The organism is Bacillus cytotoxicus NVH 391-98 (assembly GCF_000017425.1).
GTDB lineage: Bacteria > Bacillota > Bacilli > Bacillales > Bacillaceae_G > Bacillus_A > Bacillus_A cytotoxicus.
In genome coordinates this window covers 489,705-515,000 of sequence record NC_009674.1, presented here as the reverse complement: position 1 = coordinate 515,000, position 25,296 = coordinate 489,705, and the positions used below count along the sequence as shown (strand labels likewise).

At 35.6% G+C, this 25,296-nt stretch carries 28 protein-coding genes (1 of these 28 cut by a window edge); 11 read left to right on the top strand and 17 right to left on the bottom strand.

The annotated features are described in order from the left end of the window. Positions 1–203 carry the 3' portion of a YgzB family protein gene (locus BCER98_RS02585; protein WP_041809430.1) on the top strand. Its footprint begins 169 nt before the window's first position, so the window shows 203 of its 372 coding nt (coding positions 170–372); its start codon lies beyond the left edge, outside the window; the stop codon is at positions 201–203. Between the two features lie 38 nt (positions 204–241). On the opposite strand, the gene perR is transcribed toward BCER98_RS02585, so the two are convergent. From perR to BCER98_RS02555, 6 genes are all read right to left on the bottom strand, one after another. Further along, a complete protein-coding gene (perR, locus tag BCER98_RS02580; RefSeq protein WP_011983570.1) occupies positions 242–673 on the bottom strand; it encodes a peroxide-responsive transcriptional repressor PerR in 432 nt (143 codons plus the stop codon). A gap of 447 nt (positions 674–1,120) precedes the next feature. Further along, complete coding sequence (gene bcp / locus BCER98_RS02575; protein ID WP_011983569.1) at positions 1,121–1,585, bottom strand: thioredoxin-dependent thiol peroxidase; 465 nt, start codon at positions 1,583–1,585, stop codon at positions 1,121–1,123. A gap of 41 nt (positions 1,586–1,626) precedes the next feature. Beyond that, positions 1,627–2,028: a potassium channel family protein gene (locus BCER98_RS02570; protein WP_011983568.1), complete on the bottom strand. Its 402-nt coding sequence runs from the start codon at positions 2,026–2,028 to the stop codon at positions 1,627–1,629. A gap of 71 nt (positions 2,029–2,099) precedes the next feature. Continuing rightward, positions 2,100–2,885, bottom strand: coding sequence for an ABC transporter permease (locus BCER98_RS02565; protein WP_011983567.1), 786 nt, complete (start codon positions 2,883–2,885; stop codon positions 2,100–2,102). A 4-nt stretch (positions 2,886–2,889) separates the two neighbouring features. Beyond that, positions 2,890–3,681, bottom strand: coding sequence for an ABC transporter permease (locus BCER98_RS02560; RefSeq protein WP_041809425.1), 792 nt, complete (start codon positions 3,679–3,681; stop codon positions 2,890–2,892). Next, a complete protein-coding gene (locus BCER98_RS02555; RefSeq protein WP_011983565.1) occupies positions 3,674–4,687 on the bottom strand; it encodes an ABC transporter ATP-binding protein in 1,014 nt (337 codons plus the stop codon). Before BCER98_RS02555 ends, BCER98_RS02560 begins: the two co-directional genes overlap by 8 nt. A 121-nt stretch (positions 4,688–4,808) precedes the next feature. Between BCER98_RS02555 and hemL the strand changes: the two genes are divergently transcribed. From hemL to BCER98_RS02540, 3 genes are all read left to right on the top strand, one after another. Further along, positions 4,809–6,107, top strand: a complete 1,299-nt coding sequence (hemL, locus tag BCER98_RS02550; RefSeq protein WP_011983564.1) for a glutamate-1-semialdehyde-2,1-aminomutase — start codon at positions 4,809–4,811, stop codon at positions 6,105–6,107. 189 nt (positions 6,108–6,296) lie between these two features. Then, positions 6,297–10,730: a glutamate synthase-related protein gene (locus tag BCER98_RS02545; RefSeq protein WP_011983563.1), complete on the top strand. Its 4,434-nt coding sequence runs from the start codon at positions 6,297–6,299 to the stop codon at positions 10,728–10,730. 261 nt (positions 10,731–10,991) lie between these two features. Beyond that, positions 10,992–12,080: an aromatic acid exporter family protein gene (locus BCER98_RS02540; RefSeq protein WP_041809420.1), complete on the top strand. Its 1,089-nt coding sequence runs from the start codon at positions 10,992–10,994 to the stop codon at positions 12,078–12,080. Between the two features lie 12 nt (positions 12,081–12,092). Here the strand turns inward: BCER98_RS02540 and BCER98_RS02535 are convergent, their stop codons facing one another. The 4 genes from BCER98_RS02535 to BCER98_RS02520 form a co-directional block, all read right to left on the bottom strand. Then, positions 12,093–13,853: an ABC transporter ATP-binding protein gene (locus BCER98_RS02535; protein ID WP_011983561.1), complete on the bottom strand. Its 1,761-nt coding sequence runs from the start codon at positions 13,851–13,853 to the stop codon at positions 12,093–12,095. 54 nt (positions 13,854–13,907) lie between these two features. Further along, positions 13,908–14,438: a nucleoside tri-diphosphate phosphatase gene (gene ntdP, locus BCER98_RS02530; protein ID WP_011983560.1), complete on the bottom strand. Its 531-nt coding sequence runs from the start codon at positions 14,436–14,438 to the stop codon at positions 13,908–13,910. Positions 14,439–14,658: 220 nt separating this feature from the next. Beyond that, positions 14,659–14,913 carry a YgaB family protein gene (locus BCER98_RS02525; RefSeq protein WP_011983559.1) on the bottom strand — a complete coding sequence of 85 codons (255 nt, stop codon included), beginning with the start codon at positions 14,911–14,913 and terminating at the stop codon, positions 14,659–14,661. A gap of 202 nt (positions 14,914–15,115) precedes the next feature. Then, positions 15,116–15,412, bottom strand: coding sequence for a gamma-type small acid-soluble spore protein (locus BCER98_RS02520; RefSeq protein ID WP_081428424.1), 297 nt, complete (start codon positions 15,410–15,412; stop codon positions 15,116–15,118). Positions 15,413–15,519: 107 nt separating this feature from the next. Between BCER98_RS02520 and BCER98_RS02515 the strand changes: the two genes are divergently transcribed. Beyond that, a complete protein-coding gene (locus BCER98_RS02515; protein WP_011983557.1) occupies positions 15,520–15,744 on the top strand; it encodes a hypothetical protein in 225 nt (74 codons plus the stop codon). Positions 15,745–15,774: 30 nt separating this feature from the next. Here the strand turns inward: BCER98_RS02515 and BCER98_RS23560 are convergent, their stop codons facing one another. From BCER98_RS23560 to mutY, 3 genes are all read right to left on the bottom strand, one after another. After that, positions 15,775–15,924 carry a hypothetical protein gene (locus BCER98_RS23560; protein WP_237701316.1) on the bottom strand — a complete coding sequence of 50 codons (150 nt, stop codon included), beginning with the start codon at positions 15,922–15,924 and terminating at the stop codon, positions 15,775–15,777. A 63-nt stretch (positions 15,925–15,987) separates the two neighbouring features. Further along, on the bottom strand, positions 15,988–16,284 hold the full coding sequence (locus tag BCER98_RS23555; protein ID WP_011983555.1) for a metallophosphoesterase family protein: 297 nt from the start codon (positions 16,282–16,284) through the stop codon (positions 15,988–15,990). A gap of 289 nt (positions 16,285–16,573) precedes the next feature. Next, the gene (mutY, locus tag BCER98_RS02505; protein WP_011983554.1) at positions 16,574–17,668 is read right to left on the bottom strand and encodes an A/G-specific adenine glycosylase; all 1,095 of its coding nucleotides are present in this window, start codon (positions 17,666–17,668) and stop codon (positions 16,574–16,576) included. A gap of 148 nt (positions 17,669–17,816) precedes the next feature. On the opposite strand from mutY, the gene BCER98_RS02500 reads away from it, so the two are divergent. Further along, complete coding sequence (locus tag BCER98_RS02500) at positions 17,817–18,797, top strand: metal-dependent hydrolase (RefSeq protein WP_011983553.1); 981 nt, start codon at positions 17,817–17,819, stop codon at positions 18,795–18,797. A 28-nt stretch (positions 18,798–18,825) separates the two neighbouring features. On the opposite strand, the gene BCER98_RS02495 is transcribed toward BCER98_RS02500, so the two are convergent. After that, positions 18,826–19,092, bottom strand: a complete 267-nt coding sequence (locus BCER98_RS02495) for a YfhJ family protein (protein ID WP_011983552.1) — start codon at positions 19,090–19,092, stop codon at positions 18,826–18,828. Between the two features lie 117 nt (positions 19,093–19,209). Here BCER98_RS02495 and BCER98_RS02490 point away from each other — a divergent pair, with 117 nt between their 5' ends. Together BCER98_RS02490 and BCER98_RS20535 are read left to right on the top strand one after the other, a co-directional pair. Further along, positions 19,210–19,371: a small, acid-soluble spore protein K gene (locus tag BCER98_RS02490; RefSeq protein WP_011983551.1), complete on the top strand. Its 162-nt coding sequence runs from the start codon at positions 19,210–19,212 to the stop codon at positions 19,369–19,371. Between the two features lie 42 nt (positions 19,372–19,413). Continuing rightward, positions 19,414–19,566, top strand: coding sequence for a YpzG family protein (locus BCER98_RS20535; protein ID WP_002174744.1), 153 nt, complete (start codon positions 19,414–19,416; stop codon positions 19,564–19,566). 266 nt (positions 19,567–19,832) lie between these two features. Here the strand turns inward: BCER98_RS20535 and BCER98_RS02485 are convergent, their stop codons facing one another. Together BCER98_RS02485 and recX are read right to left on the bottom strand one after the other, a co-directional pair. After that, positions 19,833–20,150: a YfhH family protein gene (locus BCER98_RS02485; RefSeq protein WP_011983550.1), complete on the bottom strand. Its 318-nt coding sequence runs from the start codon at positions 20,148–20,150 to the stop codon at positions 19,833–19,835. Positions 20,151–20,159: 9 nt separating this feature from the next. After that, complete coding sequence (gene recX, locus BCER98_RS02480; RefSeq protein ID WP_011983549.1) at positions 20,160–20,972, bottom strand: recombination regulator RecX; 813 nt, start codon at positions 20,970–20,972, stop codon at positions 20,160–20,162. Between the two features lie 264 nt (positions 20,973–21,236). Between recX and BCER98_RS02475 the strand changes: the two genes are divergently transcribed. The 3 genes from BCER98_RS02475 to BCER98_RS20530 all read left to right on the top strand — a co-directional run bounded on the left by BCER98_RS02475 (position 21,237) and on the right by BCER98_RS20530 (position 23,366). Continuing rightward, positions 21,237–22,367 carry an amidohydrolase gene (locus tag BCER98_RS02475; protein ID WP_011983548.1) on the top strand — a complete coding sequence of 377 codons (1,131 nt, stop codon included), beginning with the start codon at positions 21,237–21,239 and terminating at the stop codon, positions 22,365–22,367. Positions 22,368–22,607: 240 nt separating this feature from the next. Then, positions 22,608–23,165 carry a GNAT family N-acetyltransferase gene (locus tag BCER98_RS02470; RefSeq protein ID WP_011983547.1) on the top strand — a complete coding sequence of 186 codons (558 nt, stop codon included), beginning with the start codon at positions 22,608–22,610 and terminating at the stop codon, positions 23,163–23,165. A gap of 81 nt (positions 23,166–23,246) precedes the next feature. Beyond that, positions 23,247–23,366 (top strand): YfhE family protein, encoded by a 120-nt coding sequence (locus BCER98_RS20530; RefSeq protein WP_011983546.1) that lies wholly within the window; start codon positions 23,247–23,249, stop codon positions 23,364–23,366. A gap of 432 nt (positions 23,367–23,798) precedes the next feature. Here BCER98_RS20530 and BCER98_RS02465 read toward each other — a convergent pair whose 3' ends face one another. Next, the gene (locus BCER98_RS02465; RefSeq protein WP_011983545.1) at positions 23,799–24,965 is read right to left on the bottom strand and encodes a diglucosyl diacylglycerol synthase; all 1,167 of its coding nucleotides are present in this window, start codon (positions 24,963–24,965) and stop codon (positions 23,799–23,801) included. Between the last annotated feature and the right edge of the window lie 331 nt (positions 24,966–25,296).

The following is a 25,296-nucleotide window of genomic DNA, read 5'->3' as shown; positions in this document are numbered from 1 at the left end:
TCTATTTTTGGATTGGAATGTTATCTACAAAAACTGTACAAATTGTTTGTCCTAGCTGTAACAAACCAACTAAAATGCTTGGGCGTGTAGATGTATGTATGCATTGTAATCAACCTTTAACTCTTGATTCAAACTTAGAAGGAAAAGAATTTGATGAGAAATATAATAAAAAAACTATAAAGCACACAAATATTTATAAATAAAGAAAGAGACTAACGTAATCGTTAGTCTCTTTCTTTATTTATTGCGCCTTATGACATTCTGGACATACACCATAAATCTCTAAGCGATGACTATTAATAACGAAGCCCGTTGTTTTTGCAGCTTCATCTTCAAGCTTTTCCAAACCTTCATAAGGAAAATCAACAATCTTACCACATTTCTCGCAAATCACATGATAATGTTGACTTGTAACATAATCAAATCTACTTGAAGCGTCTCCGTAAGTTAATTCCTTTACAAGTCCTACTTCTTTAAATACACGTAAATTATTATAAACAGTTGCAACACTCATATTTGGAAACTTACCTTCTAATGCTTTATAAATTTCATCCGCCGTTGGGTGTGTCATAGATTCCACAAGGTACTCTAAAATAGCATGACGCTGTGGAGTAATTCGTACACCCGTATTTTTTAGCATTTCTAGCGCTTCTTTTAATTCTTCTTTGACCACCGCCATGCACCCCGATTCTATACGGATTATTATTTTATAATTCTTATAAAGAGTGTACTCCTTTTCTTATCAATCGTCAATATTTCTACTATAACTAGATGTTTTTTTATTTTTCATCTATCCTTATTTTTATGTATGCTTGACCCTTTTTTATACATATTCCATCGCAACAAAAGTCATCTTTTTATTTCAAATATAACAAAGCATAGAAAAAAGTGCGATATAATCGCACTTGGAATACTATCATCTGAAGAGGTATGCCCTACCCTTTTAATGTATGAAGGATATTGAAAAATGTATAGACATATGCCGGATAGGAAGCACTTCTTTCTTATTTTACAAAGTTTCCTCCTAGATGCTAAATAGAAACAAGGTAAACAGCAGGAAATACAATTGCTAACAGAAAATGCTATCCCACTATACGTTTCTCGTATAGAAAAGATATATTTACGCCTGCTTTTTTATACTTTCTAATACTTCTTCGACATGTCCCTTTACTCTCACTTTACGCCATTCTTGTACAAGTTCACCATTTTTATTAATAAGGAAAGTCGAACGTTCAATTCCCATATACTCTTTACCAAAGTTTTTCTTTAATTTCCAAACCCCATATTGTTCTGCTACCTTATGATCTTCATCCACTAATAGTAAAAATGGTAATTCGTGTTTTTCAATAAATTTCACATGTCTATTAGCTGGATCCGGGCTTACTCCAAGAATGACAGTATCATTTTCTTGAAATACTCCATATGCATCTCGAAAATCACACGCTTCTGTTGTACACCCTGGTGTCATATCTTTTGGATAGAAATATAAAACAACATGTTTTCCTCTAAAATCAGATAACTTAATTTGTTCTCCATTGCTTGCTTCCAGAGTAAAGTCTGGTGCCATTTCTCCTACTGTGATCATACTTATCACTCCTTTTGCCTTCTACTATAACAAACATTTCCTTATTTTTCATTTTCTATTACAGTACGAACAACAAATGCAAAGGGTAATGTATATCCAATTAAAGCCTCTACAATCGCTATCCATCGTCCTATGCCAATCGGCGTAATATCTCCATAGCCAACCGACAATAAAGTTACTGCACTAAAATATAAACATGTTTCGACAAGCTGGAATGAATGAACAGTTAACTTTTCACCCTCTTCTCTTAGTACTGTAAACCCACTTTCTTCTAAAACAACATAACTTAATCCAAACGCAATAAGTACTGTTGTATAAATTAAAAATAATGAAGTTAAATTATACAAAGAAAAAAATCGTTTCGAATCAGCACATCTCCATACCAGTTGAATACTTCTTAAAACTGCAATTGCTGCAATTAAGAGAATAAGTCCCCATAACATGTCCTCCACCTCATTTTATATGTATGAGGACTGTATAGAATTTATCCGTCGAAACAAACAAGCCTTTCTAATTAATTTCCAGCTCCGCGATATCTTTTTACTCCTTGATTCCAAAGTGTTATTGCAATCGCAAAACAAACGATACCAACAATTGGTGTTGCAAATGCATAACTGTTCCACTCTGCTTTTTTAAGGAAATAGGCTGCCGGATAGACACCCACAAAAGCAAAAGGTAGTACGAACGTTAAAACAAAACGAATGACACGGTTATAAATATTTACAGGATATCTTCCATAATTTCCGATGTTATACATAAGTGGCATAATAGAACTTTTCGCATCTGACCAAAAACCAAGGCTTGCAAGGGTTACAAATATCCCTCCATATACAAGGGCACCACCTCCTACCATCAGAATGAAGAAAAAGAAGTCATACCAATGGAAAGAAAGTCGGAGTTCTGCTGCGGCATATCCCATCACAATCATTCCGGTCAGCGCTCCAATTAATGATTCCAATTCCATTCTTTCTAATATAACTTGAAATAAGCTATGAATTGGTCTCGTTAATACACGATCCATTTCTCCTTTAATAATATATCGTTCATTAAAATCCCATATATTAAAGAATGCGGAAAAAATGGCAAATGGAACTAAGAAAAATCCGTAAATAAAGATTACCTCTTCCCGACTCCACCCTTTTAATGCTTGCGTATGCCCGAAAACGACAAGGATGAAGATTAAATTAACAGCTTGTAATAACAAGTCCGAAAGTAATCCGACGATAAAGTCACCACGATACTCCAATTTTGTTTTTATATATTGGCTTGCATATTGTAAAAATAATCGCATATATAGCATCTCATCATCCCCCTTGTACAATTAGACGTTTTCTCGCCGTTTTCCACATCAGCACAATTGGAATAATAAGCATTACTGCCCAAATCATTTGAAAGAATAGCGCTTCATATAATTTATTTCCGCTTATTCCTTCAGAAAAAATCATACTTGGAATATAACTGATTGCTTGAAATGGTAAAAACACCATTGCCTTTTGGGCCCATAAAGGATAGAAACTAATCGGTAATAACAAACCAGAAAATAAATCAATCACAACTCGTTTCGCATACATAATTCCACTGTTATTAAACAAGAAAAAGGTAAGCATTCCCGTCATTAAGTTAATTTGTGTATTAATAATGAAACTAAATATTAAGGATAAAAAGAAATAGAACCACGTTTGAACATTCATTGTAATTTGTAATGAGAATAATAAAGTTACAATAATCATTCCTGGTATTGAAAAAAATGCAAAGCGAAATATCCCTTCTCCAAGCCCTTGCATGACTTTCATTCCTAAATAATTATATGGACGAATTAATTCTACTGCTACACGTCCTTCTTGAATTTCCATCGCAATTTCTCGATCGATATTATTAAAATAAAAAGCACGAGCCATCCAAGCAATCGCAATATAAGTCGTCATCTGCGAAATAGATAAACTTTCAATATTCTCTTTCCCACTATAAATAGCTTTCCATAAAAAGTAATACGCACCAATATTAATTGTATAAATTAAGATACCGCTATAATAATTTGTGCGATAAGCAAGCATCATTAAAAAACGAATGCGAATCATTTCCATGTACTTACCCATGAGTCATACCTTCTTCATAAATGTTACGAATCATTTCTTCTGTAGACACTTCATTAATTTTTAAATCTTTAATTTGAAAAGTTTGTACTACTTTTGAAATCAGCATAGAAATAATGACTTCTTCATTCGGTATTTTCGCAATCCATGTATGCTCATCTTTTGCTTTAGACCAAGCAACTTGACTGTCTGGCATAATCATTGCTAATTGTTGAGGTGAAACAGGAGAAACAAACTGAAAATGAATTTCCTTTTCTGCCCCCCATTGCGACCGTAAATTTTCTAAAGATCCATCATATATAATATTCCCTTCATCAAGCATAATAACGCGCTCACATAATGCCTCAATATCAGTAATATCATGCGTTGTTAATAAAATCGTTGTTTTGTAACGCTCATTCATCTCTTTTAAAAATTTGCGTATCTTCAATTTCACAAGAACATCTAAGCCAATTGTCGGTTCATCTAAAAATAATAACGGCGGATTATGAATTAAAGCTGCTGCTAATTCACAACGCATCCTTTGCCCAAGTGATAGTTTTCGCACTGGCTTATTTAATAACGGGCCAATATCTAATGTTTCAATCACATGTTCCATATGCTCTTTATACTGTGCATCTGATACACTATACACTTTTTTCAATAAGCGAAATGATTCTTGTACAGCGATATCCCACCAAAGCTGAGATCGTTGACCAAATACAACACCGATTGTTCTTACGAATTCCTCTCTCTGTTTATGCGGATTCATTCCGTTTACTATAATTTCTCCAGATGTTGGAGTCAAAATTCCCGTTAACATTTTAATAGTCGTTGATTTACCAGCACCATTTTCACCAATATAACCAACCATTTCACCTCGCTTGACAGTAAACGAAACATCATTTACTGCTGGTACTATTTTATAATTACGATTTAATAAATCACGGAATGCACCTTTTAAGCCAGAACGACTGGAGTAAGCTGTAAATTCTTTTCGTAATCCTTTTACTTCAATTACTGATTTCATAATTAGCCCCCTTCCTAAATATCACAACGAATAGTTTACCCGAGCTAATATCCTTATCACAAATAATACGTCTTTCTAAAAAACATGTTAGAATAATACATAGATTTTTGTAAGGAGATGAATGATAGTGAATTTCACAAAATCAGAAGCATTACATAAGGAAGCTTTAGAACATATTGTTGGCGGTGTGAATAGTCCTTCTCGTTCTTTTAAAGCAGTTGGCGGTGGTTCTCCCGTTGCAATGGAACGTGGAAAAGGTGCTTACTTTTGGGATGTAGATGGCAATAAATACATCGATTATTTAGCAGCATACGGTCCCATTATTACAGGACATGCTCACCCACATGTAACAAAGGCAATTAAAACAGCTGCTGAAAATGGTGTTTTATACGGAACACCAACAGCATTAGAAGTAAAGTTTGCAAAAATGTTAAAAGAAGCAATGCCAGCTTTAGATAAAGTGCGTTTCGTAAACTCTGGTACAGAAGCTGTTATGACTACAATCCGTGTGGCTCGTGCTTATACTGGGCGCACAAAAATTATGAAATTCGCCGGTTGTTACCATGGGCATTCAGATTTAGTACTTGTTGCAGCTGGCTCTGGCCCTTCTACTCTTGGAACTCCTGATTCAGCTGGCGTGCCACAAAGTATTGCTGAAGAAGTGATTACCGTACCATTTAACAATGTCGAAACTTTAAAAGAAGCACTCGACAAATGGGGACATGAAGTTGCAGCGATTCTTGTTGAACCAATCGTTGGAAACTTTGGGATTGTAGAACCGAAACCTGGATTCCTTGAACAAGTAAACGAACTTGCTCATGCAGCTGGTGCCTTAGTAATCTATGATGAAGTTATCACCGCTTTCCGCTTTATGTACGGGGGGGCTCAAGACCTTCTTGGCGTAACACCAGACTTAACAGCTCTTGGTAAGATTATTGGTGGCGGACTACCAATTGGAGCATATGGCGGTAAAAAAGAAATTATGGAACAAGTCGCTCCGCTTGGCCCCGCTTATCAAGCAGGTACAATGGCAGGAAATCCAGCTTCTATGTCAGCAGGTATCGCATGCTTAGAAGTATTAAAGCAAGAAGGCGTATACGAAAAATTAGATAAGCTTGGAGCAATGCTTGAAAAAGGTATTTTAGAACAAGCGCAAAAACATAATATCAATATTACAGTAAACCGCTTAAAAGGAGCACTCACTGTTTACTTCACTACAAATACAATTGAAGATTATGATGGTGCGCAAAATACAGATGGAGAAATGTTCGGTAAATTCTTCAAACTTATGCTGAAAGAAGGAATTAATTTAGCTCCATCCAAATATGAAGCTTGGTTCTTAACAACAGAGCATACTGCAGAAGACATTGAATATACAATTGAAGCTGTCGGTAGAGCATTTGCTGCTTTAGCAAAATAATAAAGAAAAAGAAAAAAATAGAGACCTTTCTCTATTTTTTCTTTTTCCTATTTCATAAATCACACACAAATAGTATAATTATTCATAATTATCAGTTTTATTCCTTTTGCACATTCATTGTATACAAAGTCTTTTAATAATAATTAGTCAGATTACTTAGTTTTTTATAAAAAGAGGGGGGATTGACGGATGCTCAATACACAAAAGACATGGACACCGTCTTTATTTCGAGATTATAAAAACGCTGAACACGATGCGTGTGGAATCGTTTCCGTGATAGAAAAGCAAAGAATTCCTACAAAAGAAAACATCGACCTTTGTATACAATCACTTATTAAAATGAATCACCGTGCTGGTTTCATTAATGGTGAAGGAGATGGGATCGGCATTCACATTGATTTACCAAAAGAACTTTGGAAAGAAAAATTAAAAAATAGCGGATATAATCCAGCGATTGTGGAACATCCTCACTTTATCATTGGACATTTTTTTCTAGACAAAAAAGCAAATGTAAACCATTTAAAAAATGATGTACGTCAAAAATTAGAGCAAAACAATCTCACCATTATATTTGAGAATGATAATGCGGTAAACTCCGATGCACTCGGTCCTCTTGGGAAACAAGAAGAACCCGTATTTTGGCAAATTGCCATGATTGCAGAGAAAGACGCTATAAATATTGATCAAATGCTATTCTCTTTAACAATTGCGATTGAAGAGAAAAGGCAGGTTCACGTTTCCTCACTTAGTCAACATCATGTCGTTTATAAAGTGCTCGGAGCTGGTGATACACTTGTCGCTTACTATAATGACTTGCAACATCCGCTTATTGCATCAACAATGACATTAGGACATAACCGTTACTCCACGAATACATTATCTAATTTTTTTCGTGTACAACCGTTTAGTATTCTCGGACATAATGGTGAGATTAATACGATTGCTACACTACGTGATCAAGCCAAAATGATTGGTGTACCACTTACTGCTGGTGGCAGTGACTCTCAAGATTTAAACCGCACCTTAGAAACACTTCTCATTCATTACAACTACAGTTTATTCGAAGCAATGGACATCTTATTTCCACCGATTATAAATGAAATAAAATTATATGAAACACACTTACAAGATTTATATACGTATATACGTGAAGCGTGGGGACATTTTGCCCAAGGGCCAGCCGGTATCATTTCGCGTTATAAAGATGAAGCCGTCTTTAGTGTCGATTCCCTTGGTTTACGACCAGTTTGGAAAGTGGAAACGGAAACTTCTTTTATTTTTTCTTCAGAGCCAGGAATCATCTCACCAAATGAATATGTAGCAGAACCAAAACCTCTTGCACCTGGAGAAAAAATCGGATTACATTGGCAGGAAGACACCCTTGTTCTCTATGAATATGAAAAGTATCAAGAAGAAGTATTCAATCGTTTCAAACAGCGAATTGATGTGACAGACTACCATCTGAATGTAACCATTCCAGCTATAGAGAACATCAATGGACAATCTAATCGTAATCAAGTAGCAACCGAGGAATATGTTGCGTTTGGATGGAATCGTGAGCATATTCAGCTTCTTGAACAAATGGCTGCAAAAGGAGTTGAACCAATTCGCTCTCTCGGACACGATGCTCCTCTCGCTGCACTTGATACAGATAGACATAACATCTCTGATTTTATAAAAGAAAGCGTAGCAGTTGTTACAAATCCAGCGATTGACCGCGATAGAGAGATTGAACATTTCTCTACACGTATCGTACTCGGAGAACGCCCAAGTTTATCACATACGTCTCATCATCCATTTGTGTTTGAACTTTTATCGCCAATTATATTAGAAGGGAATTTAGCTCAGTCTATAACGAATGATTTAGAAACTATCACATATGAGCAACTCCTTCAATTATTCGTCACTCATAGCACAATTTATAAACTGTCCATGACTTTTACATCATCAGAAACATTATACGATGCGCTGAATCGAATCAATGAAGAAGCAATTATGGCTGTCCGAAAAGGAGCTACTCTATTAATTTTAGATGATGCGAAAGCGCACAAAGATGGTCAACTATGGATGGATCCACATTTAATCACAGCTAGTATCCATCAGGCATTAATGGAAAAACAACTGAGAAGAAACTGCTCTCTTCTTGTTAGATCTGGTGCTCTTCGTTCCTTACACGATCTTGTGACGCTATATGGATTCGGTGCAGATGTTATTAATCCTTACTTCATGTTTGCAACTGTAAATGATGGTACAACATCACCGATTATTAATTTATATACAGCATTAAACAAAGGGATTGAAAAAGTAATTTCCACGATCGGGATTCATGAGCTACGAGGTTATGGTCGTCTCTTTTCTTCCATCGGATTACACGAAGAGATTGCAAATATACTGCAAATTACAAATTTCTTTGGGGCTAATCATTTAGCATTCTCCCTTACATCACTTGTAGAAGACGCGAAATCTAGAGCAATGGATTATAACAATCCAAAGGTAAAAATGCGAAAAACGTTCCATATATTCCCGCGCATTTGGAAAGCGATTGGCGATGTGGCAAAAGGAAACCAGTATGATGATTTTCGTGAAAAATTAACAGAGCTAGAAGAAAAAAATCCAATCGCAATCCGTCATCTTATTCAATTAAAAGAAGCAGAACAAGCCGTACCACCTGAACAAGTTTCTATTGCCATCAAAAATCATAACTTACCATTTATTATTAGCTCCATGTCTTTTGGATCTCAAAATGAAACTGCCTTCCGCGCTTATGCGGAAGCTGCCGAGCGTTTAAATATGATTAGCCTAAATGGTGAAGGCGGAGAAATTAAGGATATGATTGGTAAATATCCACATACACGCGGCCAACAAATTGCATCTGGACGTTTTGGTGTAAATGCCGAACTACTTAACTCATCCAATTTAATTGAAATCAAAATCGGGCAGGGAGCAAAACCTGGTGAAGGCGGGCATTTACCAGGTTCAAAAGTAACTTTAAAAATCGCTGAAGCACGAAACGCAACAATTGGCTCAGACCTTATTTCGCCTTCTAACAATCATGATATTTACTCCATTGAAGACTTAGCTCAAATGATTACTGAAATTAAAACAGCGAATCAATTTGCAAAAGTGGCTGTGAAAGTTCCTGTTGTTCCTAATATTGGAACGATTGCCGTTGGGATTGCCAAAGCCGGGGCTAATTTTATTAATATAAGTGGATTCGATGGCGGAACCGGAGCTGCACGTATTCATGCCCTGCAACATGTCGGCCTTCCTGTAGAAATCGGAGTAAAAGCTGCTCATAACGCCCTTCTTGAAGCAAATATGAGACATCAAGTAGAAATATGGGCAGATGGCGGTATTCGCAGTGTTAATGATGCGCTTAAAATTATGCTTTTAGGTGCCAATCGCATCGGTTTTGGTACTTTATCCATGATTGCAATTGGCTGCACAACTTGTCGCGGCTGTCATTTAGATACATGTCATGTAGGAATTGCAACACAAATTGAGTCAGAAGCACAAGCAAAAGAGCACGGTCTCCGCCGCTTTATCCCGCGTCAATTCGAACATGCTGTAGAAGGATTACTAAACTTATTTACTGCTTTTGGAGAGGAACTGAAACGATTAACAGGAATACTTGGTTATACGAATTTACAAGAAATTGTTGGACGTTCAGATTTATTAGAGCAAACTCGCGGTATAGATTTATTAGATTTACACAGTTTATTACACACATTAAATATCTCATCTTCCACTTCAATCCAGTCTATACAAAACGAACAACCTATTGTAATGAATGCGGTCCGTTCTAAAGAATTAGTGGGTGTTAGTGTGAATCAACGCGTAATGGGAGGCTTAGAATCCTGTTATCGCGTTCGTAGTAAGCTGTATGAAAATAATCCTCTTGAACCGCTCATTCTCAAGTATACAAATGGATCTATTCCAGGTAACGGCCTAGGAGCTTATAATAGTGAGAATTTATTTATTCACGTCAATGGTGGTGCTCAAGATGGTATCGGAAAAACATCATTTGGCGGTGGCATTTATATTACAAAATCAAAAGGAAAAGATGGTGTATATTACAACGGCTCTGTCGGAAAGTGCTTTGGATATGGTGCTCAAAAAGGGGCCTTATATGTCCAAGGGAATGCTGATGCACGTGCAGGAATTCGTCTTTCAGGAGCAGACATGGTTATTGGCGGCAGAATTACCAAACCACTTCGCTCGAAGGAAAACGGCAACTTAGGTTCCTATGCAAGTATAAAAGGATTCGCCTTTGAATATATGACAAATGGTCGCGCTCTTGTTTTAGGAGATCCTGGTCCATGGATTTGTGCTGGCATGACAGGTGGAATTGTCTATTTACGTCATCAACCAGAACTCGGTTTAACAGAGCACGCTTTAAAAAGACGAATTGCCAAAGGGGCAAATGTCACATTACAACCGCTTAGCAATCATGGCAAATTAGACGTTACCCAATTATTAACAGACTATATTCGAGTATTAAATGAACATGAGCAATTTGAAGAAGTTGCTCTCTTAACACCGTTACTAGATGATATACAAAAACATTTTTATGAAATCATCCCGAAAAAAGAACAAGCAGATCCATCTGTTTCAACTGAATAATTTTATCCTTATAAGAATTGACTAAGTCAATCACGCATAGTAATCTATAATAACAAATTGAAACCTGCTGACATTCAGCGGGTTTTTTCACTAAGCATGATGGATTCAAAAAAAGAGAACAATGAAAAATCCTTCACTAGTCTTTTTACATGAATTTGATTTGAAATGTCACTAAAATATCACTTGCTAACATATTGTAATGAATGTATAGTATCATGTTGTACATTCACTATGACAAGAAGAAAGGACATCAATAAGGGTATGAAACTTGGTGCTCGCATTTTAAAAACGGGTATTGCCATTACATTAGCACTGTTTGCTAGTACTTTGCTCCATCTGCCAAGTCCAGTATTTGCAGGGATTTCAGCCATTTTTGCTGTACAACCATCTGTATACCGCTCATACTTGACAGCACTCGAGCAAATTCAAGCAAATATAATTGGTGCGGTCTTTGCCATCGCATTCGCTTTTGCTTTTGGAAATAATCCATTTATTATTGGATTAACTTGTATACTAGTTATCGCTCTTACATTACAATTACGTTTAGAAAAAACAATATCAATCGCTTTAGTTACAGTCATTGCTATTATGGAATATCAAGGGGAAAATTTCTTTGATTTTGCATTACTACGCTTTGCAACGATTATGACCGGAATTATTGCTGCTTCACTTGTGAATTTAATATTCATGCCGCCAAAATACGAAACGAAACTATATTATCGTATTGTTGATAATACAGAAGAAATTGTAAAATGGATTCGCATGAATAGTAGGCAAGCCTCAGATTTCACAACATTAAAAACTGATATTGATCGCATGAAAGAAAAGATGATTAAGCTCAATCATTATTACTTGCTTTATAAAGAAGAACGAAGCTATACAAAGAAAATACGATTTGCAAAAATTCGTAAGCTTGTTTTATTTAGACAAATGCTTGCAACGACGAGCCGTGCTTTAAGTACGTTAAAATCACTTCATCGCACTGAGAATGAGCTGCGCCATATGCCAGAGTCATTCCAAGAATCCATTCAAAATGAACTGGATTCCTTAACAAATTACCACGAGCAAGTTTTATTAAAATTTATCGGCAAAGCGAAAAAGCAACAATCGGTAGAAATGTTAGATGAAGTTGAAACAGGTAAACAAGAATTGATTGATATTTTTATGGATTATCAAAATAAAGATGATGAAGAATCTTATAAAATATGGCTGCATCTCTTTCCTCTTATTTCCTCCATTATTAATTATAGTGAGGAAGTGGAGCATTTGGACTTACTGGTAGACAGTTTTTACACCTATCACAAACCAGAAAATGAGTTACAAATTAGTGAAAAACAAGCCGATGAATAAGAAACAACCCCATTAGCGTAAAGGGGTTGTTTCTTCTATATGCTGAAGTTGATACAAATTATAATACAATCCACGCTTCTCCATGAGTTGCTCATGAGAACCTTTTTCCTTGATTTCTCCATTTTCAATATAAACGATTGTATCAACATGCGTAATTGTTGCGAGTCTATGAGCAATGATAATTGTTGTACGATCAGCAGCTAATGTTTGAAGAGCCTCTTGAATATATCTTTCATTTTCTAAATCCAAAGCTGAAGTTGCTTCATCTAATATAAGCAAGGATGGATTTTTTAAGAACACACGAGCAATCGCAATACGCTGCCTTTGTCCGCCAGATAATTTTACTCCTCGTTCCCCAACTATCGTATAATACCCATCTGGTAAAGCAAGAATAAAATCATGAATCTGCGCAGCTCTTGCAGCTGCAATTACCTCTTCATCCGTAGCATTTGGATTTCCATATAAAATATTTGCTCGAATTGTATCACTAAATAATAAATTATCTTGCAGTACAATCCCGATGTGGCTGCGTAAATTTCTCATTTCATACTCTTTTACGTTTACATCATCTATATAAACAGCACCGCTAGATACATCATAAAAACGCGGAATTAAACTCGCGATGGATGATTTTCCTCCTCCACTTGCTCCAACAAGCGCTACTTTTTCCCCAGGAGCAATGGTAAATGAAAGATGACGTAATACGTCTGCTTCTTTTTCATTATAACGAAACGAAACATCATCAAATACAACTTTTCCATCTAATTTTTTCGTTTGAATTGCATGATCGACATTTACAATATCATATTTTTCATCTAATAATTCGAAAACACGATCCATAGAAGCAAATGATTGTGTCAATGTTGTAGAAGAATTCACAAGACGTCGCAGCGGACTATATAAACTATCCATATAGCCAACAAAAGCAACCATCGTCCCGAGAGTGAGTTTCCCATGAATAACCTCATATGCTGCAAATACAATAACGAGCAATGGACCTAAATCTGTTAATGTATTCACCGCTGAGAATGTTTTAGCAGTCCAACTTGTATGATTCAATGCTTTTGTTAAAAAATTATTATTTCTTTTTTCAAACTGTCTCTGTTCATATTCTTCAAGCGCGAAACTACGTGTCACTTGCATACCTTGAATCCGCTCATGTAAATAACCTTGCATCGTTGCAAGTGCTTGCGAACGCACTCTCGTTAATTTCCGAAGACGACTGAAAAAATATTTTACTGCAACTGCATAGATTGGCAAAATAAATAACGCGACGAGCGTCAATTTTATATTCATAGAAAACATCACTACCACAGCAATTAAAATGGTAGCCATATCAAGCCAAACGTTCATCAATCCCGTAATAACAAAGTCTTTCGTCTGCTCTACATCATGAATTACACGTGAAATGACTTCACCTGTTTTCGTATTTGAATAATACCTTAAACTTAATCGTTGCAGATGATCAAAAATATGTTTCCGTAAATCATAAAGCACTGTATTACCAATACGTTGTGCAAAATATTGACGATAATATTCAATTGGCGGCCTTAACACTGCAAAAATGAAAAAAGTAATCCCAACTGCTGTTATTAATTGCGATGTTTTTTCTTGAAGTGATCCCCCGCCTTGAATAACATCATCAATAATATACTTTAATAACCATGGCATAATAAGCGGAATACCAAATTTAATTACGCCAATAATGATGGTAATTACAATAAGCCATCTATATGGTTTTACAAACTGTAAATACCTTTTTATTCCTTGCATATAACTTCCCCCTCAATAGGACAAACCTGCTAGGGTATTCCCTGCAGGTTTGTTTTAATCTCTATACATTAAATAGCGCTCATACCACATATCTACAAAGTCCGGTGCAAACGGTCCTTTTCGCTGATGAATCCACTTTCTTAAATATTCTACGTTCCTCTTTAAAATTGTATCAATGACAGGTGGATACTTCATCATTTTGCTATGTTTCTCATACTCATCCTCATCTAAAAGAGTATATGTCATATCTGGATATACTTTAATATCCAAATCATAATCAATATACTTTAACGCTTCAAGATCATATGCAAATGGGGAACTTAAATTACAATAGTAGTATACACCATCTTCTCGCAACATCCCAATTACATTAAACCAATAATTTGCATGAAAATAACAAATTGCTGGTTCACGAGTAATCCATGTTCGTCCATCTGATTCCGTAACAAGTGTCCGATCATTCGCACCAATCACTAAACTTTGTGTTCCTTTTAAAATGGTCGTCTCTTCCCACATTCTATGAATGGAGCCATTATGTTTATAACTATGTATTTGTACTTTTTCTCCTTCTTTGGGAAATCCCATGCGTGCTCCCTTCTTTCATTGCAAATGCCCCTCTTAAGTTGTTAAAACTTCTATTGAACCGCATTTACTTTTTTTCTATTATAACTTTTTTGTCGAAATTTTAAAACTAAGCCGTTAGCACTCGCCTAAAAAATCAGTCTCCTGCATAAGATACAAAAAAACCCTTCTTCAATTCATTACGGAAGGGCACGTAACTATATGATGAACATGTTTCTAATCCTTAATTAGAAATGATCCTTTCCCTTTTAAAAGAATGAATGACCTCATTTGTCTGCTTCTCAAATTTTTCATGTAACAACTTTAATGCTAACTCGGTTTTGGATATTTCTTGACGAATAAAATATAAGTCCTTTTGATCATACTTCTCTTGCTCATTCCTTTCAATTTGTTGGTATCTCTCTAAATGCGCTTGTAGTTTTAAAAGTTCGTCCATTATTTGCAACTGCTCTCCTACCAACTTATCAAATGAATTCATCAGCTACCCCCTTTATTTATGCATCCTAAATTTATACAAGATACATCGTCTACTACATATTTTTTCTCATTTGATGTATCGTTCTCCTTTGACTACATTTGTTGACTTATTAGAAGTTATGTCGCTATCTACTGTATGACTCATTCCTTTATTTCAGTACAAAGAAAACACTTCCCTTAAAAAGAGAAGTGTTTTTCCTTTGTTACTGATTTGTACTAGAAGATTGTGATTTTTTTGCAGCTGATTGTGCGTTTTGCTTTTTCACTGCTTGTACATCCGTTTCAGTTGCAAACTCTGTACCATAGCTTGCATTTGCACTTTGAGTACCAGAAGCTTGTGCCTTTTTCGCCTCTGATTGTGCGTTTTGCTTTTTCACTGCTTGCACATCTGTTTCAGTTGCAAACTCTGTACCATAACTAGCATTTGTGCTTTGAATGCTAGCGCCAGAAGTTGCTTTGTTATACCCTTGTTGTTTTTTGTTCATCTTTCTCACCTCCACAACTAATAATGTCCCCAATCATATAAAAGATATCCCCCTATTTATTTTTTCACGAGTGTATATATCTATTCACGATCATTCAAACTACCTATGATGGAGGTGTAAGTATGTACGTTGGACGTGATATGGCGGAACTAACAATGATTTCAAAAAAAGAATGGAAAGAAGAAGAATTAGCTTATTTTCATCATTCTTTACAACAAATCATGCCGTATTTAAATGTAGAAGGCCAAACAATATATAAAGAAATTATAAAAGAGATTGAAGCTCGCGGTGGTTTTCATAAAAGCGAGGCCGATGGGACTCATGGTACTCGTGTTTCTTATGACTAAAAAACGTGTTCCCTAACTTGGGAACACGTTCTACCTCCATCCTTTCTTACCAGTTGTAAAAGACCAAATTGGAGAAGTTACTCGTCCACCATATCGGTCTTCGACTTTGATATACCAATGATATGTTGTATTTTCCTCTAAGTCTTTCAGTGTCACTTTTGCATTACGCCAATTTGCCACAAAATTATCTTTGCCAATCACTTCATCTGTGTAGACGTTTGCTTCTACATAATCTGTTGCAACTTATTTAATCGCAGGTTTTAAATCCATATCTAATGTAAATTCATCTTTCCCCGGATATTCTTCGGGTTTGTAGAAATTATATTCATTTAAATATGGAGAATATGTTTTTACATACATTTTATTTGCAGTTGTATCAAACTGTAAAAGGCGCATATATCCTTGGCCACCTTCTGGTCCATCTTGATAATCTGCTAACATTTGATATACTTTACGATCTGCAATTCCATCCCCATCATCATCCATTTCATCAATTAATGTCTCGCTATCATGATAATGTCCACATACTACTGCTAACACATTTTTATTTGGCTTTACAACTTCATTAAAAATTTTCTCTCCAATGGGGCTACGATTACCGGATACAAATAAAAACTTGCTGTTCCTCTTCTTCAGCCAAAGAAACTTGCAGCGGTGCAGTTAACGTTTGAATGAAAAAGGCCGCCACAATTGCCGAACAAATTGTTTTTTTAACATCGTCGATCTCCCTTTCCTTTGCACTACAAATTCTATTTTATTTGTCATTTGTTAAGACAATATGAAATATTTGTAATTTATTGTTATGTTTATGTTGAAAAAACTCCAACCATCAAGGTTGGAGTCTTTCCACGCATTCTTCATAAATGGTGCGATGTGCTTTTGAAAAAGGTAACTGTTCAAAGGCTTCTTTCGTTACAACCTTCAAAGTATCTGTTTCTACAATTTCTCCTGTTACTTTTCCATAAAATACAAATATATCCCATGTCCGATGTGTAAAGGTATGCTGCACATTCATCGCATATTCATTAACTGATACAGAAAGATTGAATTGTTCTTTCACATAATCAATAAGTTGTTGTTTTTGATTCCGAATCCCTGCACGAATTTCAACATTTGGAAATTCCCACATATTTGCAAGTAATCCTTCGCTTGGACGTTTATGAATCACATAGCGACCATCTTCTGTTTGAAGTACACCAGCAACAAGCGGTACCATTTTAGGAGCTTTCGCTTTACTTTTAACCGGTAAATCTTTTTGAACACCTTCAGCGTATCCACGGCAATGCTCTCGTACAGGACAAAGTAAACAAGCTGGGTTTTTCGGGATACAAATTAATGCTCCTAGCTCCATTAGCCCTTGATTAAAGTATGATGGGTTTTCTATCGAAATAATTTCACGTACAATATCTTCGAATATTTTTCTTGTTTTCGGCTTTGCAATATCTTCCCAAACGGATAAAATGCGAGATAATACACGCATAACGTTTCCATCAACTGCCGGTTCAGGTATTCCATATGCAATACTTAAAATAGCACCTTTTGTATACGGGCCAATCCCTTGTAATTTTTCAATTTTTTTCACATCACTTGGAACTTCCCCGCCGTATACTTCTTTAACTTCCTTTACAGCCGCGTGTAAATTTCTTGCTCGTGAGTAATACCCAAGGCCTTCCCACGCTTTTAACACTTCTTCATCTTCAGCATCTGCTAATGCTTCTAGCGTCGGGAACTTTCCCATGAATTTTGCGTAATATGGTTTTACAGCTTCCACTCGTGTTTGTTGTAACATAATTTCAGACACCCAAACACGATATGGATCTTTATTTTTGCGCCATGGTAAGTCCCTTTGCTCTTTTTCAAACCAATCAATTAAATCTTCTTGAAATTGCTTTATATTAAAATCATCTAATATTTCAAGTGTCAAACCGTGTCCCCCTTATTTTTTGCATATACGTACTATTATAAAGATTTTAGGAAAAAATTTAAGTAAGATAATGCAGGAAATAGAAGGCAAATGACTTGAGGTGTTGAATAAAAAGAGTTACATTAATAAAAAATGGAGGTGTGTGTTTATGGACACAGCCACTCATCTTGTTATGGGGGTCACATTAGGTGGTTTAGCAACTTTAGATCCAACTATAGCTCAAAGTGATTTTGGACCTCAAGCCGTGATGTTTGCAACAATTGCAGGTTCCAATATCCCTGATATAGATACTGTTTTAAAGCTACGTAATAATGCAAAATATATACGAAATCATCGCGGAATTACCCATTCCATTCCTGCCGTTATTCTTTGGTCATTTCTTATAAGTGGAATTTCCTTCGCCTTCTTTGCAGAAGTTCCCTATCTTCACCTGTTACTTTGGTCATTTATTGCTGTCTTTCTTCATGTATTTGTTGATATTTTTAACGCTTATGGTACCCAAGCATTACGCCCTTTCACCAAAAAATGGATCGCGCTTGGTGTCATTAATACATTTGATGCCATTATTTTCTTTATCCATATCTTAGCGATTGCCTGTATGCTTGTTGGTGCTCATAAAGGTTATACTGCTTTAGCTGCGTATTTATTAATGGCCGTCTATTATATAGGTCGAATTATCATGCGACAAAATGTGAAAAACGTTGTGTACAAACGTTTTAAAAATGTGGAAAAAGTGATTATCTCTCCTTCTTATCGTTTTTATCATTATCATTTAGCTGTTGTCACAACAGAGCATTACTATGTTGCTCGTTGGCACCGCGGCAATATTATGGTATATGATAAATTTGATCGAGTTCCATTTCCAGAAAATGATATTATGCATGCTGCGAAACAAGATGAGAATATTGCTGCTTTTTTATCTTTCTCTCCTGTCTATCGCTGGGATATTTTTGACTACAATAACTACTATGAAGTACGCTTTATTGATTTACGTTACAGAAGCAAAGATTACTATCCGTTTGTTGCAATCGTTCAATTAGATCACAATTTAAATATTATTCGTTCCTATACAGGGTGGATTTTCAGCGAGGAAAAACTTCGTAAAAAATTAGAATTACTTCCACATTAAAAGAAGTGACCAAGAGCGGTCGCTTCTTTTAATGCTTTATATGCTCTTCTTGATTAATGAAATGACTATATTTAGGATTATTTGTACGTATTTCATGAAGTCTTCCACCATGATTCTCAATCCATGCTCTCACCACTTGCTCCGTCATTTTTGCTCCTTGATAGCGACCAGATTTTGCATATGTTGCTTGAAAATCTTCCCATAATAGCTCAACCCATGCACGAGCTTGCGCATAAGATAAAAAATTATTTTTCGCTAGTAGTTCTTTTGTTAATGTTTCATAAATATCATTCATATTACATTCTCCTTTTATTTCTTTCCTCAATTTCTAGAGGATATTTTCTTCTACTTTGCACATTCTATTAATGATACTTCTTAACAAGTATCAAATGATAATGAGGGGGCGTTCTTCTTGGGTAGACAAGCCGAATTTTGGTCTGAGTCAAAAAACAACAGCAAAATAGATGGTCAACCGAAAGCAAAAGCACGTTTTGCTTCCAAAAGACCTAACGGCACAATTAACACGCACCCACAGGAACGTATGCGTGCTGCAAATCAGCAGGAAGAGGAATAGTGTACATGACATCCATTTAACTTCCTACACGAGGTGATAAAGATGAGCTACCGCGATCACTTAGATAGTCGTTCTGAATTATTTAACCATACGTGGACACGTCCAAAACATGCAAAAGCGCAAGTGAATGGACAAACGCAACAAACCCAGTCTCTCATTATATTGGCGAATGAATGTAAAAAACGTCAATTTTAAAATCTCCTATCTCCTTTAACGCCTACCAAAGATGAAAACCAGAGAGATTTTTTTCCTCTCTGGTTTTTATCTTACTATTGATAGACTGCATCCCACCATAAAAACAGTATGTTTTTTCTTCGAGACGTTTAAGTCTACACATTTTGATATCGTATATGCTTCACTCGCTCCTTTCATCATGCGGCTTCTGATTTGGCTGGTTCATTCTGTCTAATCAAATTAGCTTTTAACATTATGCGAAAAAAGCAGTTTCATTCTTGATACCTTTATTTCTTCTTCAGTAATGAAATAGGAATACCCATTTCTTCACTGTCACTTTGTTTATGACCCCAAGCAAATACCCCATTGAAATACGTAATTGTAAAGAATACACCTGGTTCTTCTACTAATTCATACGTTTCGCCAATTTGAAACTTGCTCATATCTGTCATATAAGCATGAGCCATTGCTATTTTTCTCATTAACACGTCGAATTCATTTACAATACCAAGTTGCTCCGCCTTTACAGCCCGCTCTTTTAACATTCCAATTTCTTCTCTTAGTTCATGTGTTGTCATTTCACTGTATCTCTTAGGCATATTCATTCTATTCCCTCATCCCTCTTCACATTTCATTTGTAAAAATCCCTCTATTTCATCAATCGAAAATCCTTTTCGATATAATGCTTGCTTCATCTTATTTTCAAACGTCCAACCATCATATTTCTTATACTTCTCATAATATTTGTTCCCATGATAGTATAACGCTTCTTGTTGTTTGGAATCATCTTTTTCTTCTTTCAATTCTTCTAAACAAATTTGAATCACATCACGCGAAAATCCTTTACGAATGAGCATATCCTCTAACTTTTGTTTCATTTGTAAAAAGGAATGCTTTTGATAAGATCTTTTCTTTTTTTCTATCAACATAAATGCATTATCAACTTGCTTCTCTTTTGGGTATTCTTGTAAACTATGGGTAATAATAACTTCTTGAACACCTTTTCTTAAAAGTTCTTTTCTTATAACAGACGGCCCCTTTTGGTTTACATTACTTTGCGTTCGCACATACAAAACAGCGTACTCTTTATCATTAATATAGCGATCATGTAATAATTTTGAAATCACTTCAGAGATGATGGCTTGTCCCACTTCTTTTTTTCGTAAATATTCTTCTACTTCCTGTTTCGTTCTCATTTGATAAGATAAATAAGAAATAGCTTGCAAATATGCTTTTTGCACTTCCTCATTGTATAAAATATTAGCAATTTCTACTTCATCAATTTCTAAACCTTTTTGCAACCCATGCTTAATTAAAACAGCTTGATTTACACTAAATCCGTATTCCTCGCCTTGTCCCTTATCAATATAAATATTAAATCTTTCTTTTGTTCTCTTTTGTACTTCTATTTTCGTAATGACAGCCATATTTTTCACCTCGCTACTATTTTAACATAGTTATGTCGCAATTTTATTCTTGATGAATATATATAAGAAAGGATTCCTTTTAAAATCATACTTCCTGAAAGTACTGGTTTTATTGGAATACAACTAGCACCCTTTTAAAATTCCAAAGACATACCGCTTATGTTCTCATGCTTAAAAAATAAAGAACCTTCATTCTGACATTCAATCCTATCGCATACAATATAGTACTTCTAACATAGTAAAGATAATGGAAATGAGGTCCCTATGAAAATACTATTCAAGCAAGCCATTGTATACCCAATTACATCTCCAAAGTTGCAAGGGGATGTATTAGTCGTAGAAGACAAAATCGGCGAAGTGAAACCATATATTGAGGCAACCGAAGATATGACCGTCATCGATGCAAGAGCACTTCACCTTTTACCCGGATTTATCGACGTTCATACTCATCTTGGATTATATGACGAAGGAACTGGTTGGGCTGGAAATGATGCCAATGAAACCTCCGAAGTATCAACTCCACATATCCGTTCTTTAGATGGCATACATCCCTTTGATATCGCATTTCACGATGCTGTAAAGGGCGGCATTACAACCGTTCATGTCATGCCTGGGAGTCAAAATATTATTGGTGGCACCACATGCGTGATTAAAACGGCTGGCACTTGCATTGATCATATGGTTATACAAGAGCCAGCAGGATTAAAAATTGCTTTTGGGGAAAATCCAAAGCGTATTCATAGTAATGGTACAAAAGAATCCATTACCCGCATGGGTATTATGGGATTGCTGCGCGAATCTTTCTATGAAGCACAACATTATGACAATGATGCTGATTTTCGGATGCTCCCTATTTTAAAAGCATTGCGCCGGGAAATCCCCGTACGCATTCATGCACATCGCGCGGATGATATTCGTTCTGCTCTTCGTTTTGCGAATGAATTTCACCTCGACTTGCGCATCGAACATTGCACAGAAGGACATTTCATTGCTGATGAACTTGGACAACATCATTTAAAAGTTTCTGTCGGCCCAACACTTACACGTCGTTCAAAAATTGAACTCAAAAATAAATCTTGGGACACATATCACATTCTCGCTCAAAAAGGAGTAGAGGTTTCCATCACAACTGATCACCCTTATACCCCCATTCAATATTTGAATATTTGCGCAGCCCTTGCTGTTAGAGAAGGGTTAGATGAGAAAACAGCCTTAGAAGGCATCACGATTTTACCAGCACGAAACTTACGTTTAGAAAATAAAATTGGGAGCATTGAGTCTGGAAAAGATGCCGATCTTGTTTTATGGACACACCATCCATTTCATTATTTAGCTAAACCTGTTCTGACTATGATTGATGGGAAAATTATTTACAAAAAAAATAAAAAAAACTAGTTTCTTTTTTTGGCTAGATACAGTATGATACGAATATAAATTGAATGAAACCATAATCAATTTGTGTCGTGATTGTTTTTCAAATTGATGAATGGGGAAGGCAAATGGTGCGCCACCAGCATTATAGACTGGTTCTAGTGGGTTCGATTCCCACCCCGAAATTTTTTAAAGTTTGATATAAAAATTTCGAGGGTGGGATGTTTTTTTCGTCATGCTACCCTCGCGTGAGGAGGAATTAGTATGTTAAAAAAACGCGACTTACACGACAGCCACGTTCTATATGAATTAATGGTGGATCCAGCTGTCTTCCCTTTTGTGCGTCAAAAGGCTTCTTCATATGAAGAATTTCTATTTTTAACAAAGCAAACAATTGAAGCGGAAGAGCGTGGGGAATTAATTTCACGAACGATTTTAGATGAATGGGGAAATCCTATCGGTACAATTACTCTATTTGATATTCAAGAAAAAGCTGGATTTCTTGGTACTTGGCTCGGAAAGCCATATCATGGTAAAGGATATAACAAACTTGCTAAAGATGCATTTTTCAGCGAGCTCTTCTATGAACTGGATATTGAAACAATTTTTATGCGCATTCGCAAAGAAAATATTCGCTCTATTAAGGCAGCTGAAAAACTAGAATATGTGAGCTTAGCAAATGAAACAAGAAAAGCTGTTTATGATCAAATTAATATACAAGAGGAAGTATATAATTTATATGAAATCTCGAAAGATCAATATACATTATCTACAATGCGTGATGCTACATTCCAAGATGCACATCATTTAAAAGAAGCATAGATTCATACTCATTTATGATGTATATCACCTCTTATCATTGGAAACGATAGATAATAACTTTATGATACGAGGTGAATGATAATGGATAAGAAAAAGCGTGAAAAAGCAAGAAATACATTATCTAGTACACAAGAGGTTCTTTATCAAAGAGAATTTAAAAGAGCTGATCGTGTAGCCGGTTATCGTCCAAAAGGCGTTTAATAATAAGAAAAGTTTCCTGATTTAACAGGAAGCTTTTTTTGTGGAAAACTTTATCCACAGAATGAATAGAATTGTGAATAAAGCGGAACTTTAATCAATGGGTTTTTCTTCATCTCCCACTAATTATGAGCCCTCACCAATCAGGATGTTACGCGAGCAGTAAGACTCCCCCCTATCTTTCTTGCTTCTCTCTAAATCTTGAGGTGGGAGTTTTACTGCCCTAAAATAGCAGAATCAATTAAGCGGTGATGGAAGCAAATATAGAAATTACTCACACAGAAACCATTTAATTTGTGGATATTTTTTCTGAAAATTGCGGATCATGTGGATATCATTGTTAATATTCTGATTAAACTTGATATTGAAATCGCATTCTTTTTGTGGATAACATAATTAAGAACCCCTCTTTTCTATTTGAAAGAGGGGTTCTTATTACGTGAAAGACTGGGCTAGAGCTGGTGATTTCATTGGCACATGATTCGTCTGTGCATGATTCTCTTCTAAAATTACATCTACAATATGAGCAGCTGGTTCTGGACGATAAATGCTTCCCATTGCTTCTTTCATTTGTAAAAGCTTCCTATCATCCTCTAATAAAGCTTTTGTTTTCTCAAAAATCTCAGCATCTTCACGTATTACAACTGCAGCTCCCTTGCTCTCAAAGTAAATTGCATTTTCGTTTTCTTGCCCCGGTACAGGTTTGTATAAAATGACAGGTACTTGTAAAGCAGCTGCTTCACTTAATGTAATGCCTCCCGGCTTTGTAATCATACAAGAAGTAACACGGAATAATTCGTCAATATTCTCTATATAGCCAAATACTTTTAATGCTTCAGAATTTTGTTCCTGTAGCTTCAATAATTCTTGCTTTAGAGCATCATTTTTCCCACAAACAACAGCTACTTGTAGGTTAGGAACAGACATAAATGACGCGCACAAATCTTTCACGTTCCCTAATACACCATGAGCTCCTGCTACAATAAGTAAAATCTTTTTCTCACGAGATAACTGATATTTATTATATATAAGTTCTGAATTCATGGTTAACTCGAAATTTTTACGAATCGGAATCCCAGTTTCTACAATGCGCTCTGCGGGTACACCGATTTCAATCATTACTTGTTTTACATGATCTGTTGCAACAAAATAACGATCTACTTCACGATGAATCCATATTTTATGCAAACAGAAGTCTGTTAATACATTATAAACAGGAATTGAAAAACCCGTTTGTTTTTTCAGCTCTGGCACAGCAATAATCGGAAACGTATTAATGACTATATCTGGTTTCTCTGTATGCAAAAGTGCTTTCAGACGCTTTCTCCCAAAATTGGCATACCACGATGCAATTTTTTTATCGTAAATTTTCTCTACACCATAATAAAACAAACGATATAACTCTTTACCTATCGTATAGCTTTTTAAATATAGATATTTTGTAATATCCGTTATAACTGGATGTGACTCTCCAAATAAATCACAAACAATCACATCTTCGATTCCTTTTTGATGAAATGCTTGTTCTAATGTTTTTGCTACTTGCACATGACCATTGCCATAATGTGCTGTTAATATTAAAACCTTGGGGTTTTTTATCAAACAAATCCACTCCTAGCTTTTTCGCTTCTCCGTATTGCATATACGACAATAGGAAAAACATTTTCCTAAAAAATTACATATTTGGACCCTAACACTTTCATGTTAGCTATGTACCTGTCGTGGATATGCAAGGCATATAAGATTGACCCCTTAATCCTATTTATGCTCATATCTTTACATTATACTTTCCTATAAGAGCTTTCGCAATAATTTGAAGGTGTTCTACATTCCATAATACGCGCCTTAATACATCTTAATTCTTTTTACTATTTAGATTTCCCTTTACAATTATGTAAATTTCTCTTCTAATCCCTTTACAAAAATATGGATA

Bases quoted from the DNA above. Each gene is read 5' to 3' on its own strand.
- bcp (WP_011983569.1), bottom strand. From the start codon at position 1,585: ATGATCACAGTAGGAGAAATGGCACCAGACTTTACTCTGGAAGCAAGC.
- BCER98_RS02570 (WP_011983568.1), bottom strand. From the start codon at position 2,028: ATGTTATGGGGACTTATTCTCTTAATTGCAGCAATTGCAGTTTTAAGA.
- BCER98_RS02565 (WP_011983567.1), bottom strand. From the start codon at position 2,885: ATGCTATATATGCGATTATTTTTACAATATGCAAGCCAATATATAAAA.
- BCER98_RS02560 (WP_041809425.1), bottom strand. From the start codon at position 3,681: ATGGGTAAGTACATGGAAATGATTCGCATTCGTTTTTTAATGATGCTT.
- BCER98_RS02555 (WP_011983565.1), bottom strand. From the start codon at position 4,687: ATGAAATCAGTAATTGAAGTAAAAGGATTACGAAAAGAATTTACAGCT.
- hemL (WP_011983564.1), top strand. From the start codon at position 4,809: ATGATAGTGAATTTCACAAAATCAGAAGCATTACATAAGGAAGCTTTA.
- BCER98_RS02545 (WP_011983563.1), top strand. From the start codon at position 6,297: ATGCTCAATACACAAAAGACATGGACACCGTCTTTATTTCGAGATTAT.
- BCER98_RS02540 (WP_041809420.1), top strand. From the start codon at position 10,992: ATGAAACTTGGTGCTCGCATTTTAAAAACGGGTATTGCCATTACATTA.
- BCER98_RS02535 (WP_011983561.1), bottom strand. From the start codon at position 13,853: ATGCAAGGAATAAAAAGGTATTTACAGTTTGTAAAACCATATAGATGG.
- ntdP (WP_011983560.1), bottom strand. From the start codon at position 14,438: ATGGGATTTCCCAAAGAAGGAGAAAAAGTACAAATACATAGTTATAAA.
- BCER98_RS02525 (WP_011983559.1), bottom strand. From the start codon at position 14,913: ATGAATTCATTTGATAAGTTGGTAGGAGAGCAGTTGCAAATAATGGAC.
- BCER98_RS02515 (WP_011983557.1), top strand. From the start codon at position 15,520: ATGTACGTTGGACGTGATATGGCGGAACTAACAATGATTTCAAAAAAA.
- BCER98_RS02500 (WP_011983553.1), top strand. From the start codon at position 17,817: ATGGACACAGCCACTCATCTTGTTATGGGGGTCACATTAGGTGGTTTA.
- BCER98_RS02495 (WP_011983552.1), bottom strand. From the start codon at position 19,092: ATGAATGATATTTATGAAACATTAACAAAAGAACTACTAGCGAAAAAT.
- BCER98_RS20535 (WP_002174744.1), top strand. From the start codon at position 19,414: ATGAGCTACCGCGATCACTTAGATAGTCGTTCTGAATTATTTAACCAT.
- BCER98_RS02485 (WP_011983550.1), bottom strand. From the start codon at position 20,150: ATGAATATGCCTAAGAGATACAGTGAAATGACAACACATGAACTAAGA.
- recX (WP_011983549.1), bottom strand. From the start codon at position 20,972: ATGGCTGTCATTACGAAAATAGAAGTACAAAAGAGAACAAAAGAAAGA.
- BCER98_RS02475 (WP_011983548.1), top strand. From the start codon at position 21,237: ATGAAAATACTATTCAAGCAAGCCATTGTATACCCAATTACATCTCCA.
- BCER98_RS02470 (WP_011983547.1), top strand. From the start codon at position 22,608: ATGTTAAAAAAACGCGACTTACACGACAGCCACGTTCTATATGAATTA.
- BCER98_RS20530 (WP_011983546.1), top strand. From the start codon at position 23,247: ATGGATAAGAAAAAGCGTGAAAAAGCAAGAAATACATTATCTAGTACA.